The sequence below is a fragment of the Emergencia sp. JLR.KK010 genome (assembly GCF_037018265.1).
GTDB lineage: Bacteria > Bacillota > Clostridia > Peptostreptococcales > Anaerovoracaceae > Senimuribacter > Senimuribacter intestinalis.
In genome coordinates, this window is the sequence record NZ_CP143550.1 from 1729390 (window position 1) to 1750540 (window position 21151).

19 protein-coding genes and 1 other annotated feature are annotated in these 21151 nt (G+C 45.2%); of the genes, 12 read left to right on the top strand and 7 right to left on the bottom strand.

Features of this window, described 5'->3' with window-relative positions:
* The first annotated feature begins 5 nt into the window (after positions 1-5).
* Both V1225_RS08270 and V1225_RS08275 read left to right on the top strand, forming a co-directional pair.
* Positions 6-809 carry an ABC-2 family transporter protein gene (locus tag V1225_RS08270; protein ID WP_251631612.1) on the top strand — a complete coding sequence of 268 codons (804 nt, stop codon included), beginning with the start codon at positions 6-8 and terminating at the stop codon, positions 807-809.
* 5 nt (positions 810-814) lie between these two features.
* Positions 815-1612, top strand: a complete 798-nt coding sequence (locus V1225_RS08275; protein WP_338546045.1) for an ABC-2 family transporter protein — start codon at positions 815-817, stop codon at positions 1610-1612.
* A gap of 128 nt (positions 1613-1740) precedes the next feature.
* Here the strand turns inward: V1225_RS08275 and trpS are convergent, their stop codons facing one another.
* Genes trpS through V1225_RS08290 form a run of 3 tightly spaced genes read right to left on the bottom strand, consistent with a single transcriptional unit; the run spans position 1741 to position 3460 of the window.
* Positions 1741-2721, bottom strand: coding sequence for a tryptophan--tRNA ligase (trpS, locus tag V1225_RS08280; RefSeq protein WP_338546046.1), 981 nt, complete (start codon positions 2719-2721; stop codon positions 1741-1743).
* Between the two features lie 38 nt (positions 2722-2759).
* Positions 2760-3281: a hypothetical protein gene (locus V1225_RS08285; RefSeq protein ID WP_338546048.1), complete on the bottom strand. Its 522-nt coding sequence runs from the start codon at positions 3279-3281 to the stop codon at positions 2760-2762.
* A 50-nt stretch (positions 3282-3331) separates the two neighbouring features.
* Positions 3332-3460, bottom strand: a complete 129-nt coding sequence (locus V1225_RS08290) for a hypothetical protein (RefSeq protein WP_338546050.1) — start codon at positions 3458-3460, stop codon at positions 3332-3334.
* Positions 3461-3533: 73 nt separating this feature from the next.
* Positions 3534-3791, bottom strand: a binding site (T-box leader).
* A gap of 188 nt (positions 3792-3979) precedes the next feature.
* Between V1225_RS08290 and V1225_RS08295 the strand changes: the two genes are divergently transcribed.
* The 9 genes from V1225_RS08295 to V1225_RS08335 all read left to right on the top strand — a co-directional run bounded on the left by V1225_RS08295 (position 3980) and on the right by V1225_RS08335 (position 13923).
* Positions 3980-4276 (top strand): hypothetical protein, encoded by a 297-nt coding sequence (locus V1225_RS08295; RefSeq protein ID WP_338546051.1) that lies wholly within the window; start codon positions 3980-3982, stop codon positions 4274-4276.
* Positions 4224-4886, top strand: a complete 663-nt coding sequence (locus V1225_RS08300; RefSeq protein ID WP_338546052.1) for a pentapeptide repeat-containing protein — start codon at positions 4224-4226, stop codon at positions 4884-4886. The genes V1225_RS08295 and V1225_RS08300 overlap by 53 nt, the downstream gene beginning before the upstream one ends.
* Before the next feature lie 79 nt (positions 4887-4965).
* Positions 4966-6702: an AMP-binding protein gene (locus V1225_RS08305; protein WP_338546053.1), complete on the top strand. Its 1737-nt coding sequence runs from the start codon at positions 4966-4968 to the stop codon at positions 6700-6702.
* A gap of 3 nt (positions 6703-6705) precedes the next feature.
* A complete protein-coding gene (locus V1225_RS08310) occupies positions 6706-7272 on the top strand; it encodes a GntR family transcriptional regulator (protein WP_160203208.1) in 567 nt (188 codons plus the stop codon).
* Between the two features lie 331 nt (positions 7273-7603).
* Positions 7604-8992: a glycoside-pentoside-hexuronide (GPH):cation symporter gene (locus V1225_RS08315; RefSeq protein WP_160200742.1), complete on the top strand. Its 1389-nt coding sequence runs from the start codon at positions 7604-7606 to the stop codon at positions 8990-8992.
* A gap of 26 nt (positions 8993-9018) precedes the next feature.
* Entirely contained in the window at positions 9019-10452 is a 1434-nt protein-coding gene (locus V1225_RS08320) for a hypothetical protein (RefSeq protein ID WP_160200743.1), read from the top strand.
* Positions 10443-11621, top strand: a complete 1179-nt coding sequence (locus tag V1225_RS08325) for an amidohydrolase family protein (RefSeq protein ID WP_160200744.1) — start codon at positions 10443-10445, stop codon at positions 11619-11621. The genes V1225_RS08320 and V1225_RS08325 overlap by 10 nt, the downstream gene beginning before the upstream one ends.
* Positions 11622-11623: 2 nt before the next feature.
* Positions 11624-13033, top strand: a complete 1410-nt coding sequence (locus tag V1225_RS08330; RefSeq protein WP_160200745.1) for a hypothetical protein — start codon at positions 11624-11626, stop codon at positions 13031-13033.
* A complete protein-coding gene (locus tag V1225_RS08335) occupies positions 13024-13923 on the top strand; it encodes an EamA family transporter (protein ID WP_338546058.1) in 900 nt (299 codons plus the stop codon). Before V1225_RS08330 ends, V1225_RS08335 begins: the two co-directional genes overlap by 10 nt.
* 72 nt (positions 13924-13995) lie before the next feature.
* Here the strand turns inward: V1225_RS08335 and V1225_RS08340 are convergent, their stop codons facing one another.
* Positions 13996-15594, bottom strand: coding sequence for an amidohydrolase (locus V1225_RS08340; protein ID WP_338546059.1), 1599 nt, complete (start codon positions 15592-15594; stop codon positions 13996-13998).
* A 2-nt stretch (positions 15595-15596) separates the two neighbouring features.
* On the bottom strand, positions 15597-17054 hold the full coding sequence (locus V1225_RS08345) for an amino acid carrier protein (RefSeq protein ID WP_338546060.1): 1458 nt from the start codon (positions 17052-17054) through the stop codon (positions 15597-15599).
* Between the two features lie 203 nt (positions 17055-17257).
* Between V1225_RS08345 and V1225_RS08350 the strand changes: the two genes are divergently transcribed.
* Positions 17258-19216, top strand: a complete 1959-nt coding sequence (locus tag V1225_RS08350) for a sigma 54-interacting transcriptional regulator (RefSeq protein ID WP_338546062.1) — start codon at positions 17258-17260, stop codon at positions 19214-19216.
* 141 nt (positions 19217-19357) lie between these two features.
* Here V1225_RS08350 and ribE read toward each other — a convergent pair whose 3' ends face one another.
* Entirely contained in the window at positions 19358-19825 is a 468-nt protein-coding gene (gene ribE, locus V1225_RS08355; RefSeq protein WP_338546063.1) for a 6,7-dimethyl-8-ribityllumazine synthase, read from the bottom strand.
* Positions 19826-19928: 103 nt separating this feature from the next.
* Entirely contained in the window at positions 19929-21137 is a 1209-nt protein-coding gene (locus V1225_RS08360) for a bifunctional 3,4-dihydroxy-2-butanone-4-phosphate synthase/GTP cyclohydrolase II (RefSeq protein WP_160200751.1), read from the bottom strand.
* Positions 21138-21151: the final 14 nt, after the last annotated feature.

Genomic DNA, 21151 nt, shown 5'->3' on the forward strand with positions numbered 1-21151 from the left:
ATAAGATGAAAAAGTATTTATCTTTTTTCAGACTGCGCTTTGTCATGGGTATGCAGTACCGTGCAGCAGCCCTGGCAGGCGTCTGTACCCAGTTCTTTTGGGGACTCATGGAAGTTATGATTTTCAGCGCTTTTTACGAGGCAGACGCTGCAGCTTTTCCCATGTCACTCTCTGCGACGATTTCCTATGTGTGGCTGCAGCAGGCGTTTCTCGCTTTTTTTGCGGTCTGGATGTTAGAAGGGGAAATCTTTGAGGCAATCAGAAAGGGAAATCTTGCCTATGAATTGGCAAGACCTGTTGACATCTATAATATGTGGTTTGCAAGAAGCGTTGCAAATCGGCTGTCGCGGGCAGTTTTGCGGTGTTTTCCTATTTTGCTGATTGCGGTATTTGTGCCTGCGCCTTACGGGCTGTGCATGCCAGCCAGTTTGCCGTATTTTATGTTGTTTCTGGCAGCGATGGTATTAGGACTTGCAGTGACCGTATCGGTATGTATGCTGATTTATGTTCTTGCTTTTTTTACCATATCGCCTCGAGATGTTCGCATGGTTTTTACTTCTGCCATAGATTTTCTTGCCGGTGCAATTATTCCTATTCCATTTTTTCCAGAGAAGTTGGCGAAGGTGCTGGAGATGCTACCTTTTGCAGCTATGCAAAACGTTCCTCTGAGGATTTACAGCGGAAGCCTTAATGGCACTGAACTGGTACAGGCTATCAGTCTTCAGATCTTTTGGCTGGTTGTAATTACCTTGATGGGAAAGATTTTGTGCAGAAAGGCAGAAAAAAGTGCCGTGGTGCAGGGAGGGTGATAACGATGAAGAAAATAAAAAAAGCAGTCAGGCTTTACGGGCATTATGTGTCCATCAGCGTGCGCTCTGCCATGCAATACAAGGCATCATTTCTCCTTACAGCTGTGGGGCAGTTCTTGGTGTCCTTTAACGTTTTTTTGGGAATCCTTTTTATGTTTAAAAGATTTTCAGCGGTGGAAGGCTTTACATACAGTCAGGTGCTTTTGTGCTTTTCTATTTTGCTGCTTGAGTTTTCTTTGGCAGAAATGGTCGCCAGAGGCTTTGATATGTTTCCAGATATGGTACGAACGGGGGAGTTTGATCGTGTTCTGGTTAGACCGCAAAGTGAAGTTTTGCAGGTACTTGGAAGTGAATTTGAACTGACGCGTATGGGAAGGATGCTGCAGGCAGTAGTGATGTTCGTATATGGGATTTCAGCTGGTGGCGTTTCGTGGGATATTACAAAGGTTCTTACTATTATCAATATGCTTGTAGGTGGTATTGTGGTATTTTCAGCCATGTTTCTGATCTATGCGGCATTCAGCTTTTTTACCTTGGAAGGACTGGAGTTTATGAATATCTTTACTGACGGTGCCAGAGAATACGGGAAATATCCCATGGGTGTTTACGGAAAAAAGATACTGCAGATTACGACTTTTGTGATTCCCTATGCGCTGGTGCAGTATTATCCGTTTCTCTATTTGATTGGACAGGAAACATCGAGATTCTTTGTATTTGTGCCGCTTCTGGCATGCTGGTTTATGGCACCGGCGTGGCTTTTATGGCGGTTTGGTGTGCGAAGCTATCAGTCCAGCGGATCGTGAGAGATTTGTGATAGAGTAAGAAAAAAGAGGCTGCCAGCACAGCTTGTTCACGTTATGCAGGGTAGACATTTTCGCTTCTGTAGCTGTATAACGTTTGTGAATATAGGCAGCCTCTTATATAAATCATTTTATAGTCCCAGACCGAAGTTATCTTTGACTCTCTGCATAACAGGATTTGCGATGGCTCTTGCTCTTTCGGCTCCATCTTTTAAAATTTCAATCAGCTCGTCGGAGTGACGGATTTTCTCATATCTGGTCTTAATTGGTGCCAGCGCTTCTGTAACGACCACAACCAGATCTTTTTTGAAGTCGCCATAGCCTTTGCCCGCATAAGCTGCTTCAATTTCGTCCAGGGATTTTCCGGAGAGAACAGAATAGATGTTCATCAGATTGCTGATGCCAGGCTTTGTTTCCGGATCAAAGCGCACTACTCCTTCTGAGTCAGTGGTAGCTTTCATAATAGATTTTTTTATTTTGGCAGGATCATCCAGCAGGGAAATTCTGCTGTGAATGTTTTCTGCGGATTTGCTCATCTTTTGGGTCGGATCGTCCAACGCCATAATGCGAGCGCCTTCTTTCAGGTAACGTCCTTCTGGTACAACAAAGGTCTTTTTTCTGGTATTATTCACTCTGACTGCAATATCGCGGGTCAGTTCGATATGCTGCTTCTGGTCGTTTCCAACAGGCACTACGTCTACATCGTAGAGCAGAATATCAGCCGCCATCAGAAGTGGATATGTGAAAAGTCCCGTCGGCGCAGATTCTTTATTATGACTCTTTGACTTGAACTGTGTCATTCTGGAAAGTTCACCGGTGTAGGAGTTACAGGTGAGTACCCAAGATAGTTCTGCATGAGCGGAAACGTCAGATTGGACAAAGACGATGGACTTCTTTGGATCTACGCCGACTGCAAGATACAGGGCGGCGACGTCTAGAATGTGTTCTTTCAGCACTTTCGGATCCTGTGGCACCGTGATGGCATGCAGATCAACGATACAGTAGAGGCACTCGTGGTCGTCCTGCAGTTCTACAAACTGGCGGAGAGCGCCAAGATAGTTGCCAAGGTGGATGTTACCGGTCGGCTGAACGCCGGAAAATACTCTTTTCATGTTTTGTAAACCTCCGTTTTATTCATGTGTATTGAATATTAGTTATTTCTGTAGTCAAAAATTCTCTTCGTCTTTTTTTCGCTGCGCGGCAGGCTGCCTACAGCAACGGCCTTTGGCTCGATCGCCAGTCCGACCTTTGTCTTAAAGGCAGAACCAATGGAGCTTTCAGCGGCGGCAGTGTCAATTCCTTCTTCCGTTTCAACAGAGAGGGTGAGGACATCTTTGCCGTTTATGTGGTCGATGGAAATCTGGTATTCGCTGCTGACGCCATGGATGTCCCGCAGGATATCTTCTACCTGACCGGGATAAATATTGACACCCTTGACTTTTACCATATCATCACTTCTTCCTATTATACGGTCAATTCTCGGAAATTTCAAGCCGCAGCTGCAGGTTTCCGGTACAATTCTTGAAAGGTCGTGGGTTCTGTAGCGAATCAGCGGTGCGCCTTCTTTGCGAAGGGTAGTGATAACAATTTCACCGGTTTCGCCGTCAGGTACGTTCTTGCCAGTCTGTGGATCAATGATTTCGATGTAGAGATAATCGTCCCAGTAGTGCATAGGAGTTTCTCTGTTGCAGTTGATGCCGATTCCCGGACCGTAAATTTCGGTCAGTCCATAAATGTCATAATGTCAATGTCGATGCCCTTATATTTTTTCTGATAGAGATTGCCGGAAAAAGTGGTTACGCGGCGGAGCTGCTGTTTCATCAAATTAAACTGTGTGTCATTCATTTTCATGTTTTGTACCTCATCTTTCTTCGTGTTTTGGAAGGGGAGAAAGACTTTGGACAAACAAAAAAGCTTTCGCCCCGATAGGGACAAAAGCTGCAGCTTCTGCGATACCACCCTAATTCGCTTATCCTCACGGATAGGCGCACTCTGAACATACTATCATATGTCCTTCGATATAACGGTCGAACCCGTCTTCCATACTACGCCTAAGTGATAACGGCGATTCAGGTTGCCCTCCCAAGTCCATTCACACGACATGCTTATCACTGCAATCTCACCACTTGCAGCTCTCTGTAGACAGCTTCTGCCTGCTACTACTCTCGGTCAACGGTTTATTTTTTATAAAATTTGTTATAGAAAATACTAACACAAAGATGAAGTCTCGTCAAGGGAATTTCTCCTTTTTTCTCGGCAGCCGTATTCAGCAGCATCGTGCCATAAAAAATTACACAAATATAGCGTACCATAGCTACCGTGCCGGCTCGCTACGCTTATTTGATATGTGTTCTTTGGCAGGAAGGCGGTATGATAAGGAAGACAGGGGAGGGGAATTGTGGTATAATGAACGCAAAGAATGAAACCGGCGTTGCCGCAAGGAAGCGTTCATTGAATCATGACTTCCGATTCTACTTTCAAAGGAAACGTCATGGTATAATGAACGCAAAGAATGAAACCGGCGTTGCCGCAAGGAAGCGTTCATTGGATCATGACTTCCGATTCTATTTTCAGCGGAATCATCGTGGTATAATGAACGCAAAGGAGTTTACCAATGACACAGAAAAAATCATCAAATATCTATTTGCTTCAGCTGCCCAGTGCTGACAGCGATCTCTATTCTTGCGCATGGAGGTGCAGGCAGGAGGAGCAGGACATAGAGCAGGTTCGGTTCAGTGGCGAGCATATTGAAGAAGAGGATTTTAGCGGACTGAATTTCGATACCGTAATTTTTGAAAATTGTACGCTGATTCGATGTCGCTTTAAGGGGGCAGACTTTAAAACTGCTCTGTTCAAAAATTGCCAGCTGCCGGGATGCAGCTTTACGGGAAGCTGGTTTAACAGCACTGAGTTTGATAATTGCCAGCTTGTGGGCACGGACTTCAGTCAGTGCAGCATCAGCAGCACCTTTTTTACAGACTGCGCTATGGCGATGGCGAATTTTACAGAGACAAAGCTGGAGCAGTGCACCATTGCTACATGTGATTTGACCGATGCATTTTTTGCAAACTGTAAATTAAAAAAACTACAGATGGATAAGAATCAATGCATTGGAACGGAATTTTTTAAAACGAAACTAAAGGACGTTGATTTCACTACATGTATTTTGGAGGGAATCAGGGTATCTAGCGAAAATGGTGAGCTGAAAGGCGCAAAGGTCAGCCTTTTTCAGGCTGCGGAGCTGGCGAAGATGCTGGGAATTGTCATAAAAGAGTAGCGCGAAGCGTTTGACACCGACTCTGGAACGTGCTATTCTACTATATAGAAGAACTTGCTATTATACAGAAGGAAAAAATATGAAAGATTATAAACTAGAAAAGAAATTTCATGAGTTTCGCGATCTGCGCGATTTGCTTAGAACATCTGCAGAAAAGTATGCGGATAAAGTGGCGTTTGTGACGAAAATCAAGAACAAAGAAACTAAAGAAGTCAACTATATCAACACCACCTATGCAAAGCTCTTTGAGACCATGGGACATCTGGGCACAGCACTGATTGAATGTGGCTATAAAGATAAGCGCATTGCAGTTATCGGTGAGAACAGCTACAGTTGGTGCCTTGCATACTTTGCAGTGAGCTGCGGCGTGGGTATTACAGTGCCCCTTGATAAAGCCCTACAAAAAGAAGAAATCGTAAGCTGCCTCAATCGAAGTAAGGCGGAAGCGATTTTTTATGATAAGAAAAGTGCGAAGATGATTGAGGAAATCTTTGCGGAGAAATCTACAGGTCTTTCCATGATCGTAGCCATGGATTTTCAGTCAGAGACAGGTGTGCTGCTGATGGATCTTCTGGACAAAGGTCGTGCGCTGGTAGAAGGCGGCGACTTTAGATATCTGGAAGCCGAAATTGATCCGGATGCAATGAATTATCTGCTTTTTACATCGGGGACGACGGAGCAGTCCAAAGCGGTAATGCTTTCTCATCGAAATTTCATGAGCTGTAACTATGGTATGAACTGCGAAGAACTGTTTTTCCCTGACGATGTGAATATGATGATTCTGCCTTTGCATCACTGTTACGGTATGAGTGGGCTTTTGACTTTCCTGTCCCAAGGCATGAAGAACTGTTTCTGCGAAGGACTGAAATATGTAAGCGCAAACATGAAGGAATACGGCGTATCTGTTATTATGAGTGTGCCGCTGCTTCTTGAAAATATGTACAAGAAGATTATGAAGGGCATAGAGAAACAGGGCAAGAGCGGCAAGGTGCAGGCGGCACTGAAGATTTGTGATTTGACTGAAAAAGTAGGAATCAATGTGCGACGGAAGCTGTTTAAAGATATCATCGATCAGATGGGCGGAAGAATGCGCTTTATTATCAATGGCGCAGCGGCTTTGGATCCGGTAGTTGCTAAGGGACTTAATGACTTCGGCATTCTTACAGTACAGGGCTATGGGTTGACGGAGACATCGCCGACCATTTCCAGTGAGACTTATCGCTATCTGAAACCGGGTTCCTGCGGTAAACTGATGCCTAACGTAGAAGGAAAGATTATCGATGTCAACGAAGAGGGCATTGGAGAACTCGTCGTTCGCGGCGACAATGTTATGCTGGGCTATTACGATAATCAGGAAGCTACTGATGAGATGATTGTAGATGGCTGGCTCCACACTGGTGACCTTGCATATTTTGACGAGGAGGGATACCTGTTCATCTGCGGACGCAAGAAGAATGTTATCGTCATGAAAAATGGCAAGAATGTCTATCCGGAGGAGATTGAGAATCTGATCAATGTACTGCCTTATGTGGAAGAAAGCATGGTCTTTACCAGAAACAAGGCAAGCGATGTGGTGCTCTGGGCAAAAGTCGTTTACGATAAATCCTATCTTGATGAAAAGGGCATGAGTCTGGATGACTTGCAGGCGCAGCTTGATCTGGATATGGCTGAAATCAATGCCACTATGCCAGCGTACAAGATGGTGAAGAAGTACTTCCTATCTGACAAACCAACCGTCAAGACTACAACACAGAAAACCAAGAGAAACGAAGAACTTAAGCAGATTGAAGAAGAAATGAAAGAACTTGGATTATAATTTATGGCAGATACAAAAGCAAAACAGATTTATGAGCAGCTGGAAGAAGATTTAATCTTCGGCAGATTTGATTATCGTACTTTTCTCAACGTTGGAGAAATTGCCGCATCGTACGGTGTCAGTAAAGCGCCGGTCCGGGACGCTCTGCAGATTTTATGCAGCAAAGGATTTGTAATCAGTTATCCGGGCAGAGGCTATATGGTAAACTATTTCACTGATGAAGAAGTGAATCAGATTCAGGCTCTGCGCAGACATCTGGAAAAGTTCAGTGTGCAGACTGCTGTAGAAAACGCCAGAGACGAGGAAATACAAGGACTTGAGGTCTATTTGGAAGGACCGAACAAGAGCAACAGCAAATTTCATATCGGTCTTGCGGCAATCGGAGGAAACCGGCAGCTTGAGGATATGGTGCGGGATTTAGTTTTTAAAGTGGCATATTCCCAAAATGAAAGACTCCTTGCACTACAGAAAGAGGATTACAATATTCATCGAGAAATTATCAATGCAATGCTGGCACGGGATTTAGAAAAAGCCCAGCGAGAAATCGAGAAAGATATCATAGCGATTTGAGGAAATTTTAATCTAAGGACAGTAGGAATAAAAGACGAGCGCAGAAGCGCTCGTCTTTGCGTTTGTGTTAGTGGAAATTAAAGGTTGTTTTTATATCGATACAATTTTGTTGACAATTAACGACGCTTGTGATATCATTAGCTTATCGATATTTTGCTGACATGTTCAGCAAAATATCGACAAGGAAAAGAGTGCTCAGGACACTGGGAGACGGCCGATCCATTGGCGGAGTTTTCTTTTTCTCAAACTGAACATGTTACAGAAAATGTTAGTTCTGATTCAGTTAAAGCAATGATTCGTTATCACTAAACCAATCTATAAGGAGCTTGTCATGAAAGATAGAAACAAACTACCGATTTCGACTAAATCATGTTTTGCAATAGCAGATTTTGGTAAGAATTGCCTTATTATTTTTAACACGTATTTTTTATTGTACTTTTATACGGATATCATTCAAATTGATCCGGGTGTAGCCGCTATTATCATGGGTATTGCAAGAATTTGGGACGCAATCAATGACCCGATGATGGGCGTTATGGTAGACAGAACCAAGTCAAAAGAAGGCAAGTGCAGATTCTGGCTGAAATATTTCTCCGTTCCTGCAGGTGTATGTCTTTTCCTCAGCTATTTTGTTCCGGAACTTTCCGGCAGCAGCAAGATTATTTGGGTTGCTGTAACCTACATTTTCCAGGGTATGGCAACAACCATTACCAGTGTTCCTCTGAATACGCTTCTTGCTCGTCTTACCGACAACAGAGAAGAACGTGTTAGCCTGGGACAGTACAAGGCTGTCGGCACACTGGCTGCAAACCTGATTATTCCGGCTATTTCTCTGCCTATGGTAACGAAGCTGGGCGGTATGGATTTGGAAAAAGGCTTTGCCCTTGTTGCAGCGATCTATGCCGTTGCTTATGCGCTGTGCCACTTAGTCGCATACTTTGGAACCAAAGGCTATGAGAGAACCTATGAAGAAGAAATCGAGCTGGAACCGGAAAAGAAAGACGATGTTACAATCGGTCAGATGTTATCTGCGCTGATTCACAATAAGTACTGTCTGATTGTCAGCTTGTCGTATATTGGATATCTGCTTTATGCCTCCGTCATGGGAAGCACTTTGGTGTATTACTTACAGTACAATATTCAGAATACCGGTCTGATGTCAGCATATTCCATGATTGGTACAGTGACAGCAGTTCTTCCGATTCTGTTTATGAGATGGCTTTCTTCTAAAATCGGCAATGCGAAAACCTGCTTTTTCGGATGCATTTTAGCAATCGCAAACTATGCGCTGAGATTTATTACAAGAGACGCATTTACACCGCTGCTGTTCTTCTGCTGGGGCGTAGAGGGTATCGGTCTTGGACTCTTTGGAAATATGATTTTCCAGTGTATCTTAGACTCTATGATTTACGGAAAATGGAAAACAGGCGTTGATAATCAGGCCAGCATTATGTCAGTGTTTACTTTTGCGCAGAAGTTCGGACAGGCGATCGGCGGCGTTGTTGCAGCAGCACTGCTCACTTTAGTGCCTTACGTTGCGGGCGCGGAAATGCAGGAAAACTCTGTATTACAGCTGTTCTTTGCTGAAAATATTACCATACCGGCAATCGCCTTTGCTGTAATCGCACTGCTGTTCCTGTATATTGCGAAGATTGAAAAGCAGATTCCGCAAATGCAGAAAGAAATCAAAGAACGCGAAGCTGCTGCAGAAGCAAGATAAACGGCATCTGAAAAGGAGTATTTGAAATGGAAGCTATTTTGAGAAAATTTGAATCAGAAGGCAAAGCGGCTGCAGGTGGAATTGAGATTTCTTATAAAACCTGCTGCGGCGATTATCCTGTTTACGGAGAAGACGGAGCATTGCTTGGCACGATGTTTACATATTCTTATGTGCGGACAGATGTTGAATCTTCTCAGGACAGACCGGTGATATTTGCCTTTAATGGAGGACCGGGTTCTTCGGCTCTGTGGCTGCATACAGGACTTTTGGCGCCGAAGCGCATTAGACTTGAAAATCCTACCGCGCCGCAGACAGTACCGCCATTTGAACTTGAAGAAAATCCTAATTGCTTTTTGGATCTTTGCGACGTTGTTATCATCGATCCGATGGGAACAGGCTGGAGCCAGATTATAGAGGAAACAAGGCAGGCGGAGGCTTATTCCTACGAAAAAGATGGTGAAATTTTTGCGAGATTCATCGAAGATTGGATTAGAAAAGAAAATCGTTGGGCCAGTCCAAAATATCTCATGGGTGAAAGCTACGGAACGATGCGTGCTTGTGTGATTCCGTCAATTCTTATGGGCGGACCGATTTGTACAGGCGCTGTATCAAAGGGCATTACCATCGATGGCATTATCATGATGGGAACGGGACTCAATGTGAATCCGCAGCCAAACTGGTGGGACGAATACGGTGTTGAGAAGATGGTGCTGGATCTGCCGACTATGGCGGCGTGTAACTGGTATTTTAATCGGGAAGAGAAACCTGATTTACACGCATTTATAGCGGAGGCGGACGCCTTTGCAGGAAAGGAACTTCTCGCTGGATTATACCGTGGAAACAGAATGACCGAAGCAGAGACGAAGTCTTTCATCGAGAAACTGACCTATTTTACAGGACTTTCTCCATCTTATTTAAAGAAAAAGAATGACCGCATCAGTCTTAGCGAGTTCAGCAAGGAGCTCCTCGGCGATGAGGGCCAGGAAATCGGCATGTATGACGGCAGATTTGTCATGCATGCAAGCGGTCAAATCGGTATGGCAGACCCTGTTGCAGATGACGGCGCTATGGGACGCTATACACCTGCTTTCCGTGGTGGATTCCTGAAACTGGCAGAAGAACTGGGAATTGACATTGATATGCCATACCACATCATCAATTTCAATGTAAATGGTATGTGGAAGTTTGACGGAATAAAGACACCGCTGGAATATCTGCGGGCGGCGCTGCGCAGAAATCCGAGCCTTCGGGTACTGCTGACCAACGGCGTATATGATTTGGTAACTACCATCGGGCAGGCGCGCTATGCGGCGGGACATCTGGATGCTGAGAAAGGGCAGGTGATTCTGAGAGAGTATCCATCGGGGCATATGTCTTACGTAGGCGAAGAAAGCGGAGAAAAATTATCTCAAGATATCAGAGATTTTATTGAAAAGGAGGAGATGGAATCATGTTATTGAATCGTTGCAGATTAGTAGGTGCTTTGTCTGGCGGTGTGGAGAGTGAATGCGGCGCAGTTGAAATAGAAAATGGGAAAATTTCAGCAGTCTATGACAGGCCAAAGGAAAACTATGAGGGTGAAGTCATCGACTGCGGCGGCAAAACTTTGCTGCCGGGGCTGATGGATACCCATACCCATTTAATTGGAATTCGTTACTTCACGGCGGATATGATGAGAAATCCGATGAAGTTGTTCATGAAAACCGCAGAGGTCAGCAAGCGGTATCTGGATTACGGATTTACAACGTTGAGAGACTGCGGCACACCGCTGCGTGTTGCAAATTATGTTCGTGATGCTTTTGCGTCTGGCTTGATGACAGGACCTAGAGTCATTTCCAGCGGACATATCATTTCAACGACAGAAATTGAAGAAGCGGATATTATCTATGATATGTATAAGTGGGGCGATGGTCCTGACGAGCTGATGAAGCTGGTGAGAAAGGAGTTAGCTGAACACGCCGATTTTGTAAAAATTATGGCGTCAGGCTCCGCTTTCCACAAGCAGGGCATTCCGGTACAGCCGATTATTACCAAAAGAGAAATAGAGGCGATTATTGAGGCAGCAGATTTAAAGAGCGCTTATGTAGCGTCTCATGCTCATGGCGACGGCGCAATCCGTCTCAGTATTGAAAGCGGGGTAAGAACCGTGGAACATGCGTCATTCATCAGCGATGAAACCATCGAAATTCTGATGGGAAAGAAGAATTGCTATTTGGTACCGACCCTTTCTGCAATGTACCAGAATCCGGCGCAGACACCGCCTGAAATGGAATTTCTTTTAGAAAAGCTGGCAAATATGCTGAAACTGACAGCGGGCAGAATTAAATCTGCCTATGAAGCAGGACTGAAACTGGGCTTTGCGACAGACAGTACTGTAGGCATGGATCAGTACGAGGAGGGCATCGAATTCCGTTTCAGAAAGGAACTTTGCGGCATGAAAGATTTGGATATTTTGCTGCAGGCGACTAAGTACAATGCTGAAATTCTTGGCATTGAAAAAGAAACTGGCGAAATTAAGGAAGGTTTAGCTGCTGATTTGATTCTGGTGAGCGGAAAACCGGAACAGGATATTTCTGTCATGTATCATAAGCCGGAAGCAGTATTCCTGGCTGGTGAAAGGGTGAGATAGAAATGAAAATCGAGAAAACAAAATCCTATTTGACAGAGAAAAGCTGCATCTTGCGGGATGAAGAAGTCGCTTATAAAGCAGCAACTGAGGAATGGACCTTTTTCGATGATTGCGGTGAGGCTGAGGCGACAGCATATACCATAGCTTATGAGCGTACCGACTGCAGCGAGGCAGGAAGACCGGTGCTCTTTGCCTATAACGGCGGGCCGGGTTCTTCCAGCGCTGTGATTCATCTGGGCGCTCTTGGTCCAAAAAGAATAAAGTTTGGCGACGCAGTTTCCATGGATTTTATGCCGCCTTTTGAAATGGAAGATAACCCTGATACGATTTTGGATATTTGTGATATTGTGCTCATCGATCCAGTGGGCTGTGGTTATAGCCGCCTGATGAAAAACGAGGCAAAGCATAAATACTATTCGTCTGACGGAGACGCCATTGAAATTGTGCAGCTTATGAACAAATGGCTGAGCAGTCACGACAGATGGAACGCTCCGCTGTTTGTCATGGGTGAAAGCTACGGAACCATTAGAAATGCACTGGTTGCAGATAAGATTTTCTATAACGAGGGAACAGGCCTTAGCAGCTGCAATACGCTCCATTTAAGCGGTGTGGTTATGCTGGGAACGGCGCTGGATCACGGACAAACACCGTTTCCTGTAGATACAGCAGTACTGAATTTTAGCTCCATTGCGGCAAGCTACTGGCTGCACCATCAGGATGGAAAGCCGTCCTTGGAAGACTTTACAAAGGAAGCTTCGGAATTTGCATATCGGGAATATCTGCCGGCGCTGGCCCTTGGCAGCCGTCTTGAAGAAGGGGAGAAAAACCATATTTTGGAAAGACTGGAGTATTTCACAGGGCTGGATGCGGAAACCCTTTTGAAACTGAATTTGCGGGTAGAAACAAAGAATTATCCTTTAATCGGTATGGCGAAAGAGGGATACCGTCTCAGTCGTTATGACGGCAGGTTCAAAATGGACGCATTGGAGGATATTTCTACTTATGATATGTTCGGTGACGATGCAATCAGCGCAATGGCGATGCCTGCTTTTGTCCACTGTTTTAACAGTATGATGAAAAAGGAACTGACCATAGAAAATGACGATCTGTACGATAATTTAACCATGGACGTCAGCGAAAGCTGGGATTTTCATACCATGAAACCGCCGGTTAAGTGTCTTGAAAGCGCTATGCGCAAAAATCCGAAGATGAAAGTTATGTTTGGAACCGGATACTATGACATGGTAACGACTTTGGGCTATACGGAGTATTTGGTTGCATCACATGATTTGCCCAAAGACCGGATTCAGTTTGAAGCCTATGAATCAGGTCATATGCCGTACTTAGGTGAAGTGACAGCGGCTAAGCTGGGCGAAGATCTGCATAAGTTTATCCAGTGGGCATGCAGATAATCGGTTTGATTTTGGCAGGGATGTCCGCAATCCTTGGCGGAAGTTCTGTGGTTGCGACAAAGGCAGGCATGGGAAAGGCGGATGTTTACTGGGTCAACGGCCTGAGTAATACCATCATCTTTTGCATGTTTGCAGCAGCGGCAATCCTGTTTGGCAGCTTCAATCAATGGGGGCTGGTGGAAAGCTGGCCTCTTTTGACGGCTTCCGGTTTTTTTCTGGGCATATCTTGGGTTTTCTATTATCTGGGGCTGAAAGACGGTCCGGTCAGCGTGGTGCTGGCACTGCAAAATCTGTCCATTGTTATGACGATGGTTCTAAGTGCGGTGATACTGCGGGAACATATCTCAGGCGCTATGCTGGCAGGCGCAGTGTTGATGGCAGCGGGGACTGTGCTGATGATTGAAAGAGACGAGGAAAATAAATCATCGCAGGAGAAAAACTGTGCCAGTCGAAAATGGATTGTGTATGAGGTTTTGTCTGCTGCATGTATATCGGTTTCTCATATCTTGACGAAGATGGACAGCTCACCGGTAGACAGCAATTTTGCCAGTGGGATACGGTATTTTATCGTAATGATTATGATGTGGATTTTGTATCTGGCGAAGCAGAAAGAGGAAAAACCAAGGAGCAGGCACCGGCAAAAGGCATGGTCCTTGGCGGCAGGGGACCTGGTAAAAATCGTATTAGGCACTATTTTGCTTGGCGGCGGATATATCTTTTTCTATAAAGCCTTGATTTTTGCTGATGTCAATGTGGTAACAACGATTTTTCGTATGAGTATCATTTTATCTGCGGTGTTGTCGGCGGTGTTCTTAAAGGAAGCTATGCTACGGAAAAAGATAGCGGCTATTTTGATTATGACGGCGGCTTTGGCGCTGTATGTGATGTGAAGTAAAAATAAAGAAAATAGCAAAGGACGTCCTGATGATTTGGGACGTCCTTTTGCGTAAGACAGTATGCAATTATTTTTGATAGATTACTTTTCCGTTTAATACTGTCATCTCGACCTGAGCATCTTTGATTTTTTCAGGCGGGATATCGTATATATTTTGGTTCAGAACGACTAAATCGGCGTATTTACCGACCTCGATGGTGCCGTTTATTTCCTCGGAGTAGGAAGAGTAGGCTGCGTCTTTGGTGAAGAGACGAACCGCTTCGTGAACAGACATGGCCTCCTCAGGAATCCAGCCTTCCTCCGGCTGTCCGTGAATGTTTTTTCTTGTGACAGCAAAGTAGATGTTTTCCAGTACATCAAAGCTTACAACCGGTGCGTCGGAGCCGCCGGACACGGGAATGCCCATGTCCAGCATGGATTTCCAAGCGTAGACTTTATCCATACGGTGGCTGCCGATTCGGGATTCTACAATATCCATATCCAGATCGAGAAATACCGGCTGAATGTATGCAATGATATGATTTTCCTTCATATCGTCCAGCACCTTTTGACTGGTAATCTGCGCATGGACAATGCCGTGCCTGTCTTTCGGATTATCCTTTCGATAAGGAGAGGCAGTAATGGCTTTGATCACCATATCCATAGCCCTGTCTCCGATGCAGTGTACAGCAATCTGCATGTGATATTTGTCGCAGCAGGCAATGATTTCGTTGAGCTCTTCTTGCTTGTAGATAATCAGTCCGGTGTTATCCGGTTCACCCTCGTAGGGCTGTGACAGTGCAGCGGTTCTTGCGCCCAGGGAACCGTCCTGCAGTAGCTTGACCGGACCGATTGTGAAGAAGTCGCCTTGCTGACCAGTTCGATAGCCTTCCTTTAGAAAATCCTTTAAATCCACAAATCTCTCAAAGAGGCATTGTTCATAGATACGAAGATTCATTTCCTTGCGATTGTCCAGGGCTTTGAAAGCAGACATAATTCTGCGCCAGTTTTTACCCGGAAGGGAAGCAAGGTCATCAGACTGAATAGCGGTGACACCTGCCTCGTTTAGTTTGCTGATACCGAATTTGATGTAATCTTCGATCTCTTCCTGACTGGGAGCATCCAATACAGAATAGAAGAACTGAACAGCATTTTCCTTCAGAATGCCGTGAACTTCATCTACGTCACGGCAGATTTCCGGGTATTCTTTGATCTCCTTCAGCCTTTCCAGCCCGCAGGAGTTACATACTGCAGTGTGTCCGCAGACGCGAACCATGATAATAGGAATGTCATCTGCCAGTGCGTCCAGGTCCTTTTTGTCTGGATACTTGGGCACGTCGAAAAGTTCCTCGTTCCAGCCGCGGCCAAAGAGCCATGACAGCGGTTTTTCCTTTCTGATTTCAAGTCTTTTAGCTGCAGCGTCCAAAACGTCCTGCACACTGCGGCAGTCAAAGAGTTTGATGGAGTTTTCTACAAAAGCATAGTGGAGCATATGTAGGTGACTGTCAACAAAACCAGGCAGCAGCATTTTCCCTTTCAGATCGATGCGCTCTTTACAGGAAAGCGCAGCTGCTTCCTCATCGGAGCCGACAAAGGTAATTCTCCCATCAGTAATTCCAACGGCTTCTGCCATGGTATCCTGCCCATCCAATGTGCTCACAATTCCGTTGTAAAATAATGTATCCATTGTTATGCGTCCTTTTTCTGTGCTTTTTCTTTATCCTCAAAGAACAGGTGCATATCCGGGTCGATTTTGCCTTCACCCAGGTAACGTGCACGGTAGTCCTTTAACAGCTTGATGAAAGTGCCGCTGAGCAGGAACAGGGTTACAACGTTAAAGAAGGTTGGGAATACAGTAGTAAAGTCTGCAATGACCCAAAGCTGTGCAGGGGTGCCGTTTCCGTATACAGTCAGTACAGTTACGATAAGACCCCACAGCGGTGTTCCGATGAGGAATACTTTGGAAGCAATTTTCTTCACTTTATCTTTTCCTTTCAGAGCATGGTCTAAAATAACCTGATAGTAGGTGAACCAGCCCGTGGAAGTGGTCATGCCGAACAGGAAGATACTGATAGCGATCATAATTCTTGCGAAGGAGCCGATGACGGATTCGAAAGCTGTCAGTGTCAGGGTCGCTCCCTGCAGACCGCTGTCCCAGTAACCAGTTACAATAATAACAAGTCCTGTCAGGGAACATACGACGATGGTGTCCATGAATACTTCAAAGGCGCCCATCAGTCCCTGTTTTACAGGGTGATCTGTGTTTGCAGTAGCGTGTACCATTGGCGAAGTACCCCAACCGGCTTCGTTGCTGTATACGCTGCGAGCAAAGCCAAGTCGCATAGCGTAAGCCACTGTTGCGCCAAGGAAAGCGCCGGAAGCAGCCTGTGTGGAGAATGCACCTTTAAAGATCATAGCGAAGGTGTGAGGCAACTGGTTAGCGTTGATAATCAGGATAGCGATAGCTGCGATGATGTAAAAAGTGCACATAATCGGTGTCAGATAGGATGCAACAACGCCGACCTTTTTGATACCACCGATGATGACGATGTAAATTCCGATTACGTAAAGAATCGCAGGTACGATGAGAGGCAGTCCAAAGGTGTTGCCGACAGCTTCAGATACGGTGTAGTTCTGTAATGTGATGAACCATGTCATAAAGATACAGCCGCCGAAAATAACAGCAAAGACTTTCCAGAATTTATATCCTTTTTCCTGACCCAGACCTTTCTGCATGTAATAAGTAGGACCGCCGCGGAATTCGCCGCCGGGAGTGGATTCTCTGTAATAAACAGCCAGTGTAACTTCTGCCATTTTGATAATCATGCCTAAAAGAGCGGCAACCCATAGCCAGAAGAGGGCGCCTGGACCTCCTGTTGCAATGGCAGTAGCGACACCGCTCATATTGCTGACGCCGACTGTACCGCCGATAGCGATGGAAATGGCCTGGAAAGGAGTTAGTTTTTTCTTATCATCGGCTCCGCCGCTGCGGCGCTCTTTGTTGAAGAGACTGCCTATAATATGTCCGAAGTGACGGAGCTGAAAAAATCCGGTGCGAAGGGTTAAGTAAATGCCGGTGACCAGTATTACGATCAGAAGCGGCAGTCCGTAGAGGAAATTTGTAAACTGTTCAAAGAGTGCAAACATAGTTTCTACCTTTCTTTCTTGTTTTTTAGATTTGTAAAATTTTAGTTGCGCGCTATTAATTATATAGCAAAAAGCGTGCCAGTACAGAAAAAAGAGAAATTAAGTAAAAGTCAGGAAAGAAATAGGAAATTTTATTGCAAAAATGGGATTATTATCTTATAATTATCCGATAAAGGAAAATGAGCAAGGAAAGGGGAAGATTGATGAAGAACGTATGTTTGGTATTTAATAACAGAGAAAATTTTGCAGTATGTGATTTGCTTTTACGGAATTTAAAGTACGTGCTGGGAGAATATGTTGAGGGCAGAATTTGTTTTCTCGAAGAACTGAACCATGAGGCGCTGATAGATGCAGATTTGTTTGTTGTTTTATATGAAGACCGAGTTTACGCAATGAAGGATTATACTTCTTCGCTGGACAAGGTCATTGTTATGGGAAGAACCATTCAGCGGCAGTTTTTGCCTGAGGTTTTCAGTATTCCGGAAGGAACCAATGTGCTTGTGGTCAACGATTCGAGAGAAAGCACGCTGCAGGTTACCAATAACCTGTATGAGATGGGACTCAATCATTTACATCTGATTCCCTATTTAGAAGGGGAAAATGAGGCGCAGTATCGTGAAATCACCATTGCCATTACACCGGATGAAAAAGTGCCATCGTTTATTAAAAAAGTGATTAACATCCAGAACAGATATATCGATGTGAACACTTTTATTACGATTATCAATAAGCTGGGACTGCATAACGAAAGTGTGACGAGAAATCTTTTGAAGTACACCCAGCTGGTAGCTGAAAACAACAAGGGCATCAATGAGCGCTATGTAACGGAGCATCTCAAGACAGAAATGCTTAAGCGAACGATTAGGGATGCGCAAAATGCTGTTTTGATTTTGGATAAGGAGCTTCGCACTGTATATGTCAATGATAAAGCACAGACGCTGCTTGGTATTGACGATAGAGAGGGCGTCAGTGTTTCCTCCTTTTTTGATGATGATATGGTGGAGATGATACGTCATGAAGAATTTGACAATCGATTGGTAAAATTTTACGGAGGCAATTATATTGTCACCAAGATTGATGTAAAAATTGTGGATCAGGTGATTGGATATTCGCTGCTGTTTAATGATGTCAAGGACATTAAGAACATGGAAAACGCACTGAATAAGCAGCTTGTAAAGAGCGGATTGGTAGCGAAATACACCTTTGACGATATATGCTGTGAAAGTTCTGCCATGCGTAAATCCATCGAGCTTGCAAAGAAAGCTGCGCTTTCGGATTATACAGTTTTAATCAGCGGAGAAAGCGGCACCGGAAAGGAAATGATTGCACAGTCTATTCATAATTACTCCTGGAGAAACAGTCAGCCGTTTGTGGCGATTAACTGTGCGGCGCTGCCGGAGTCACTTCTGGAAAGTGAACTGTTCGGCTACGAAAAGGGCGCTTTTACCGGTGCGTCAGTCAACGGAAAGACCGGTCTCTTTGAGCAGGCCAGCAAGGGTACTATTTTCCTGGACGAAATCGGAGATATGTCTTTAAATCTGCAGGCAAGACTTCTGCGTGTGCTGCAGGAAAAGCAGATTATGCGTCTTGGCAGTGATAAGGTCATCGATGTAGATATTCGGATTTTGGCTGCCACCAACAAGGATCTGCGGGAAGCCATTGCTCAAAAAGAGTTTCGAGAGGATTTATATTATAGGCTCAGCAATATTCCTGTTGAACTGCCGCCTCTTCGCCAACGGTCGGAAGAAATTCCAAAGCTGATGGAGACTTTTCTCGGCGAATCTTACGAGAGGCTGACTGCCGAGGAGAAGACTGCACTTGCGCAGTACTCATGGCCGGGTAATGTGCGTGAGTTAAAAAATGCAGCAGACTACTATCTGCTTCTTGGAGAGTTGCCGAAGGGAATCGGCGCTGCCGTGTTGCCGCAGCGGGAAGTAATTGGTACTGAGCCAAAGCCGACAGGTATTAGGGAGCTAGTGCTGGATATTATAAGCAGACATACGGACGCTGATTCCGGCATTGGGCGCACTGCGATTTTGTGGGAGCTATCAAAGAGGGGAATCAGACTTAGCGATGATAAGGCGCGAAAATTGCTGCATACATTGGAATCGGAGGGCCTGATTGAAATCGGAAAGGGAAGAAGAGGATGCAGGGTGATTTGAAGAACAACCCAAGGGGCTTGCTTTGCCGACAGGTTCCTTGGGCTGAAAAATTCATTTTATAGTTTTTAGTTCTTCGAAAGATATGCTGGTCAGTACTTTTCGCTTATACAATTTTAATATTTTGCTTTTTGGGAACGCGAATTATTTCTCAATCTCCCCAATCAGATTTACCATCTCGATTGCGCCAACTGCACAGTCATAGCCTTTGTTTCCAGCTTTTGTGCCGGCTCTTTCGATAGCCTGCTCGATGTTGTCTGTCGTCAGAATGCCGAACATCACCGGAATGTCAGCCGCAAGAGAAACCGCAGCAATGCCTTTGGAAACTTCGGCGCAGACATAATCATAGTGGGAAGTTGTACCGCGGATGACTGCGCCTAGACAGATGACAGCGTCATATTTTCCAGACTTTGCCATTTTCTGTGCAATGAGAGGAATTTCAAAAGCGCCTGGGCACCATGCAATTTCAATGTTTTCTTCTTTAACGTCGTGACGTTTTAGACCGTCCAGGGCGCCGCCAAGCAGCTTTGATACGATAAATTCGTTAAATCTGGCGCATACGATGCCAACTTTGATTTCTTTTGATACTAATTTTCCTTCATAAATTTTCATGTTTTATTTCTCCTATCTTAAGATTAGATTTTTGTCAATATCATTTCCGGAGCGTTATACAGTAAGAGCAGTGCAGCTCTCCGGGAAAGATTTGACGTATGGTTTATTTATAATCCAGAATGTGTCCCATTCTTTCCTGTTTGGTTTTCAGATAGAACAGGTCGTGGGCGGTGGCAGGCATCTGAATCGGCACGCGCTCTGTGATGTCCATGCCGAACTCGGACAGTTCGTAAACCTTCTGTGGGTTGTTGGTTAAAAGCCGCAGGGTTTTCGCGCCCAGATCTTTTAGAATCTGCGCGCCGATATAGTATTCGCGAAGATCGCCCGCAAAACCCAGGGCAAGGTTGGCTTCCAGGGTATCCATACCCTGATCCTGTAGTTCATAAGCTTTCAGTTTATTGATTAAGCCGATGCCTCTGCCTTCCTGCCGCATGTAGAGGAGAATGCCTCTGCCTTCTGCCTCAATCTGGGTCAGGGCAGCGGCAAGCTGCTCGCCGCAGTCGCACTTAGCCGAACCGAAGGCGTCGCCGGTCAGACATTCAGAGTGTACACGGCACAAAAGATTTTCTCCGTCTCCGATATCTCCTTTGACCAATGCGATATGATGCTCGCCGTTGAGTTTATTGATATAGCCGTGTGCCATAAAGTTGCCGTATTTGGTTGGCAGTTTGGTAACAGCGACGCATTCTACCAGGTTTTCGTGTTTTTTTCTGTATTCCTGGATAGCTTTGATGCTGATGAATTTTAAGTCATATTTGGCAGCAAGTTCTTTCAACTGCGGGGTGCGCATCATAGTGCCGTCTTCCCGCATGATTTCGCAGCACAGACCGCATTCGGAAAGCCCAGCAAGGCGCATCAGGTCTACGGTTGCTTCTGTATGGCCGTTCCGCTCCAAAACGCCCTGCGGCTTTGCAAGCAGCGGAAACATGTGACCGGGACGACGGAAATCCTCTGGTTTTGCGTCACCTGAGACGCATTTTCTGGCGGTCAGTCCACGTTCCTCAGCGGAAATGCCGGTCGTGGTGTCTACATGATCGATGGAAACGGTAAAGGCGGTGCAGTGGTTGTCAGTGTTGTTGTCAACCATCTGGGGAAGCTGGAGTTTCCTGCAGATTTCTTCGCTCATCGGCATGCAGATAAGACCTTTGCCATGAACCGCCATAAAGTTGACGTTTTCAGTCGTGGCAAACTCTGCGGCGCAGATGAAATCGCCTTCGTTTTCTCTGTCCGGATCATCGGTGCAGAGAATGATTTTACCCTGGCGCAAATCTTCCAAGGCTTCTTCTACTGTACTGAACTCAAATTCTTTCATGGTGATTTTCCTTT

What these genes read in the sequence shown, in the direction of transcription:
- V1225_RS08270 (WP_251631612.1), top strand. Translation starts at nt 6, where the DNA reads ATGAAAAAGTATTTATCTTTTTTCAGACTGCGCTTTGTCATGGGTATG.
- V1225_RS08275 (WP_338546045.1), top strand. Translation starts at nt 815, where the DNA reads ATGAAGAAAATAAAAAAAGCAGTCAGGCTTTACGGGCATTATGTGTCC.
- trpS (WP_338546046.1), bottom strand. Translation starts at nt 2,721, where the DNA reads ATGAAAAGAGTATTTTCCGGCGTTCAGCCGACCGGTAACATCCACCTT.
- V1225_RS08285 (WP_338546048.1), bottom strand. Translation starts at nt 3,281, where the DNA reads ATGCACTACTGGGACGATTATCTCTACATCGAAATCATTGATCCACAG.
- V1225_RS08290 (WP_338546050.1), bottom strand. Translation starts at nt 3,460, where the DNA reads ATGAAAATGAATGACACACAGTTTAATTTGATGAAACAGCAGCTCCGC.
- V1225_RS08295 (WP_338546051.1), top strand. Translation starts at nt 3,980, where the DNA reads ATGATAAGGAAGACAGGGGAGGGGAATTGTGGTATAATGAACGCAAAG.
- V1225_RS08300 (WP_338546052.1), top strand. Translation starts at nt 4,224, where the DNA reads ATGACACAGAAAAAATCATCAAATATCTATTTGCTTCAGCTGCCCAGT.
- V1225_RS08305 (WP_338546053.1), top strand. Translation starts at nt 4,966, where the DNA reads ATGAAAGATTATAAACTAGAAAAGAAATTTCATGAGTTTCGCGATCTG.
- V1225_RS08310 (WP_160203208.1), top strand. Translation starts at nt 6,706, where the DNA reads ATGGCAGATACAAAAGCAAAACAGATTTATGAGCAGCTGGAAGAAGAT.
- V1225_RS08315 (WP_160200742.1), top strand. Translation starts at nt 7,604, where the DNA reads ATGAAAGATAGAAACAAACTACCGATTTCGACTAAATCATGTTTTGCA.
- V1225_RS08320 (WP_160200743.1), top strand. Translation starts at nt 9,019, where the DNA reads ATGGAAGCTATTTTGAGAAAATTTGAATCAGAAGGCAAAGCGGCTGCA.
- V1225_RS08325 (WP_160200744.1), top strand. Translation starts at nt 10,443, where the DNA reads ATGTTATTGAATCGTTGCAGATTAGTAGGTGCTTTGTCTGGCGGTGTG.
- V1225_RS08330 (WP_160200745.1), top strand. Translation starts at nt 11,624, where the DNA reads ATGAAAATCGAGAAAACAAAATCCTATTTGACAGAGAAAAGCTGCATC.
- V1225_RS08335 (WP_338546058.1), top strand. Translation starts at nt 13,024, where the DNA reads ATGCAGATAATCGGTTTGATTTTGGCAGGGATGTCCGCAATCCTTGGC.
- V1225_RS08340 (WP_338546059.1), bottom strand. Translation starts at nt 15,594, where the DNA reads ATGGATACATTATTTTACAACGGAATTGTGAGCACATTGGATGGGCAG.
- V1225_RS08345 (WP_338546060.1), bottom strand. Translation starts at nt 17,054, where the DNA reads ATGTTTGCACTCTTTGAACAGTTTACAAATTTCCTCTACGGACTGCCG.
- V1225_RS08350 (WP_338546062.1), top strand. Translation starts at nt 17,258, where the DNA reads ATGAAGAACGTATGTTTGGTATTTAATAACAGAGAAAATTTTGCAGTA.
- ribE (WP_338546063.1), bottom strand. Translation starts at nt 19,825, where the DNA reads ATGAAAATTTATGAAGGAAAATTAGTATCAAAAGAAATCAAAGTTGGC.
- V1225_RS08360 (WP_160200751.1), bottom strand. Translation starts at nt 21,137, where the DNA reads ATGAAAGAATTTGAGTTCAGTACAGTAGAAGAAGCCTTGGAAGATTTG.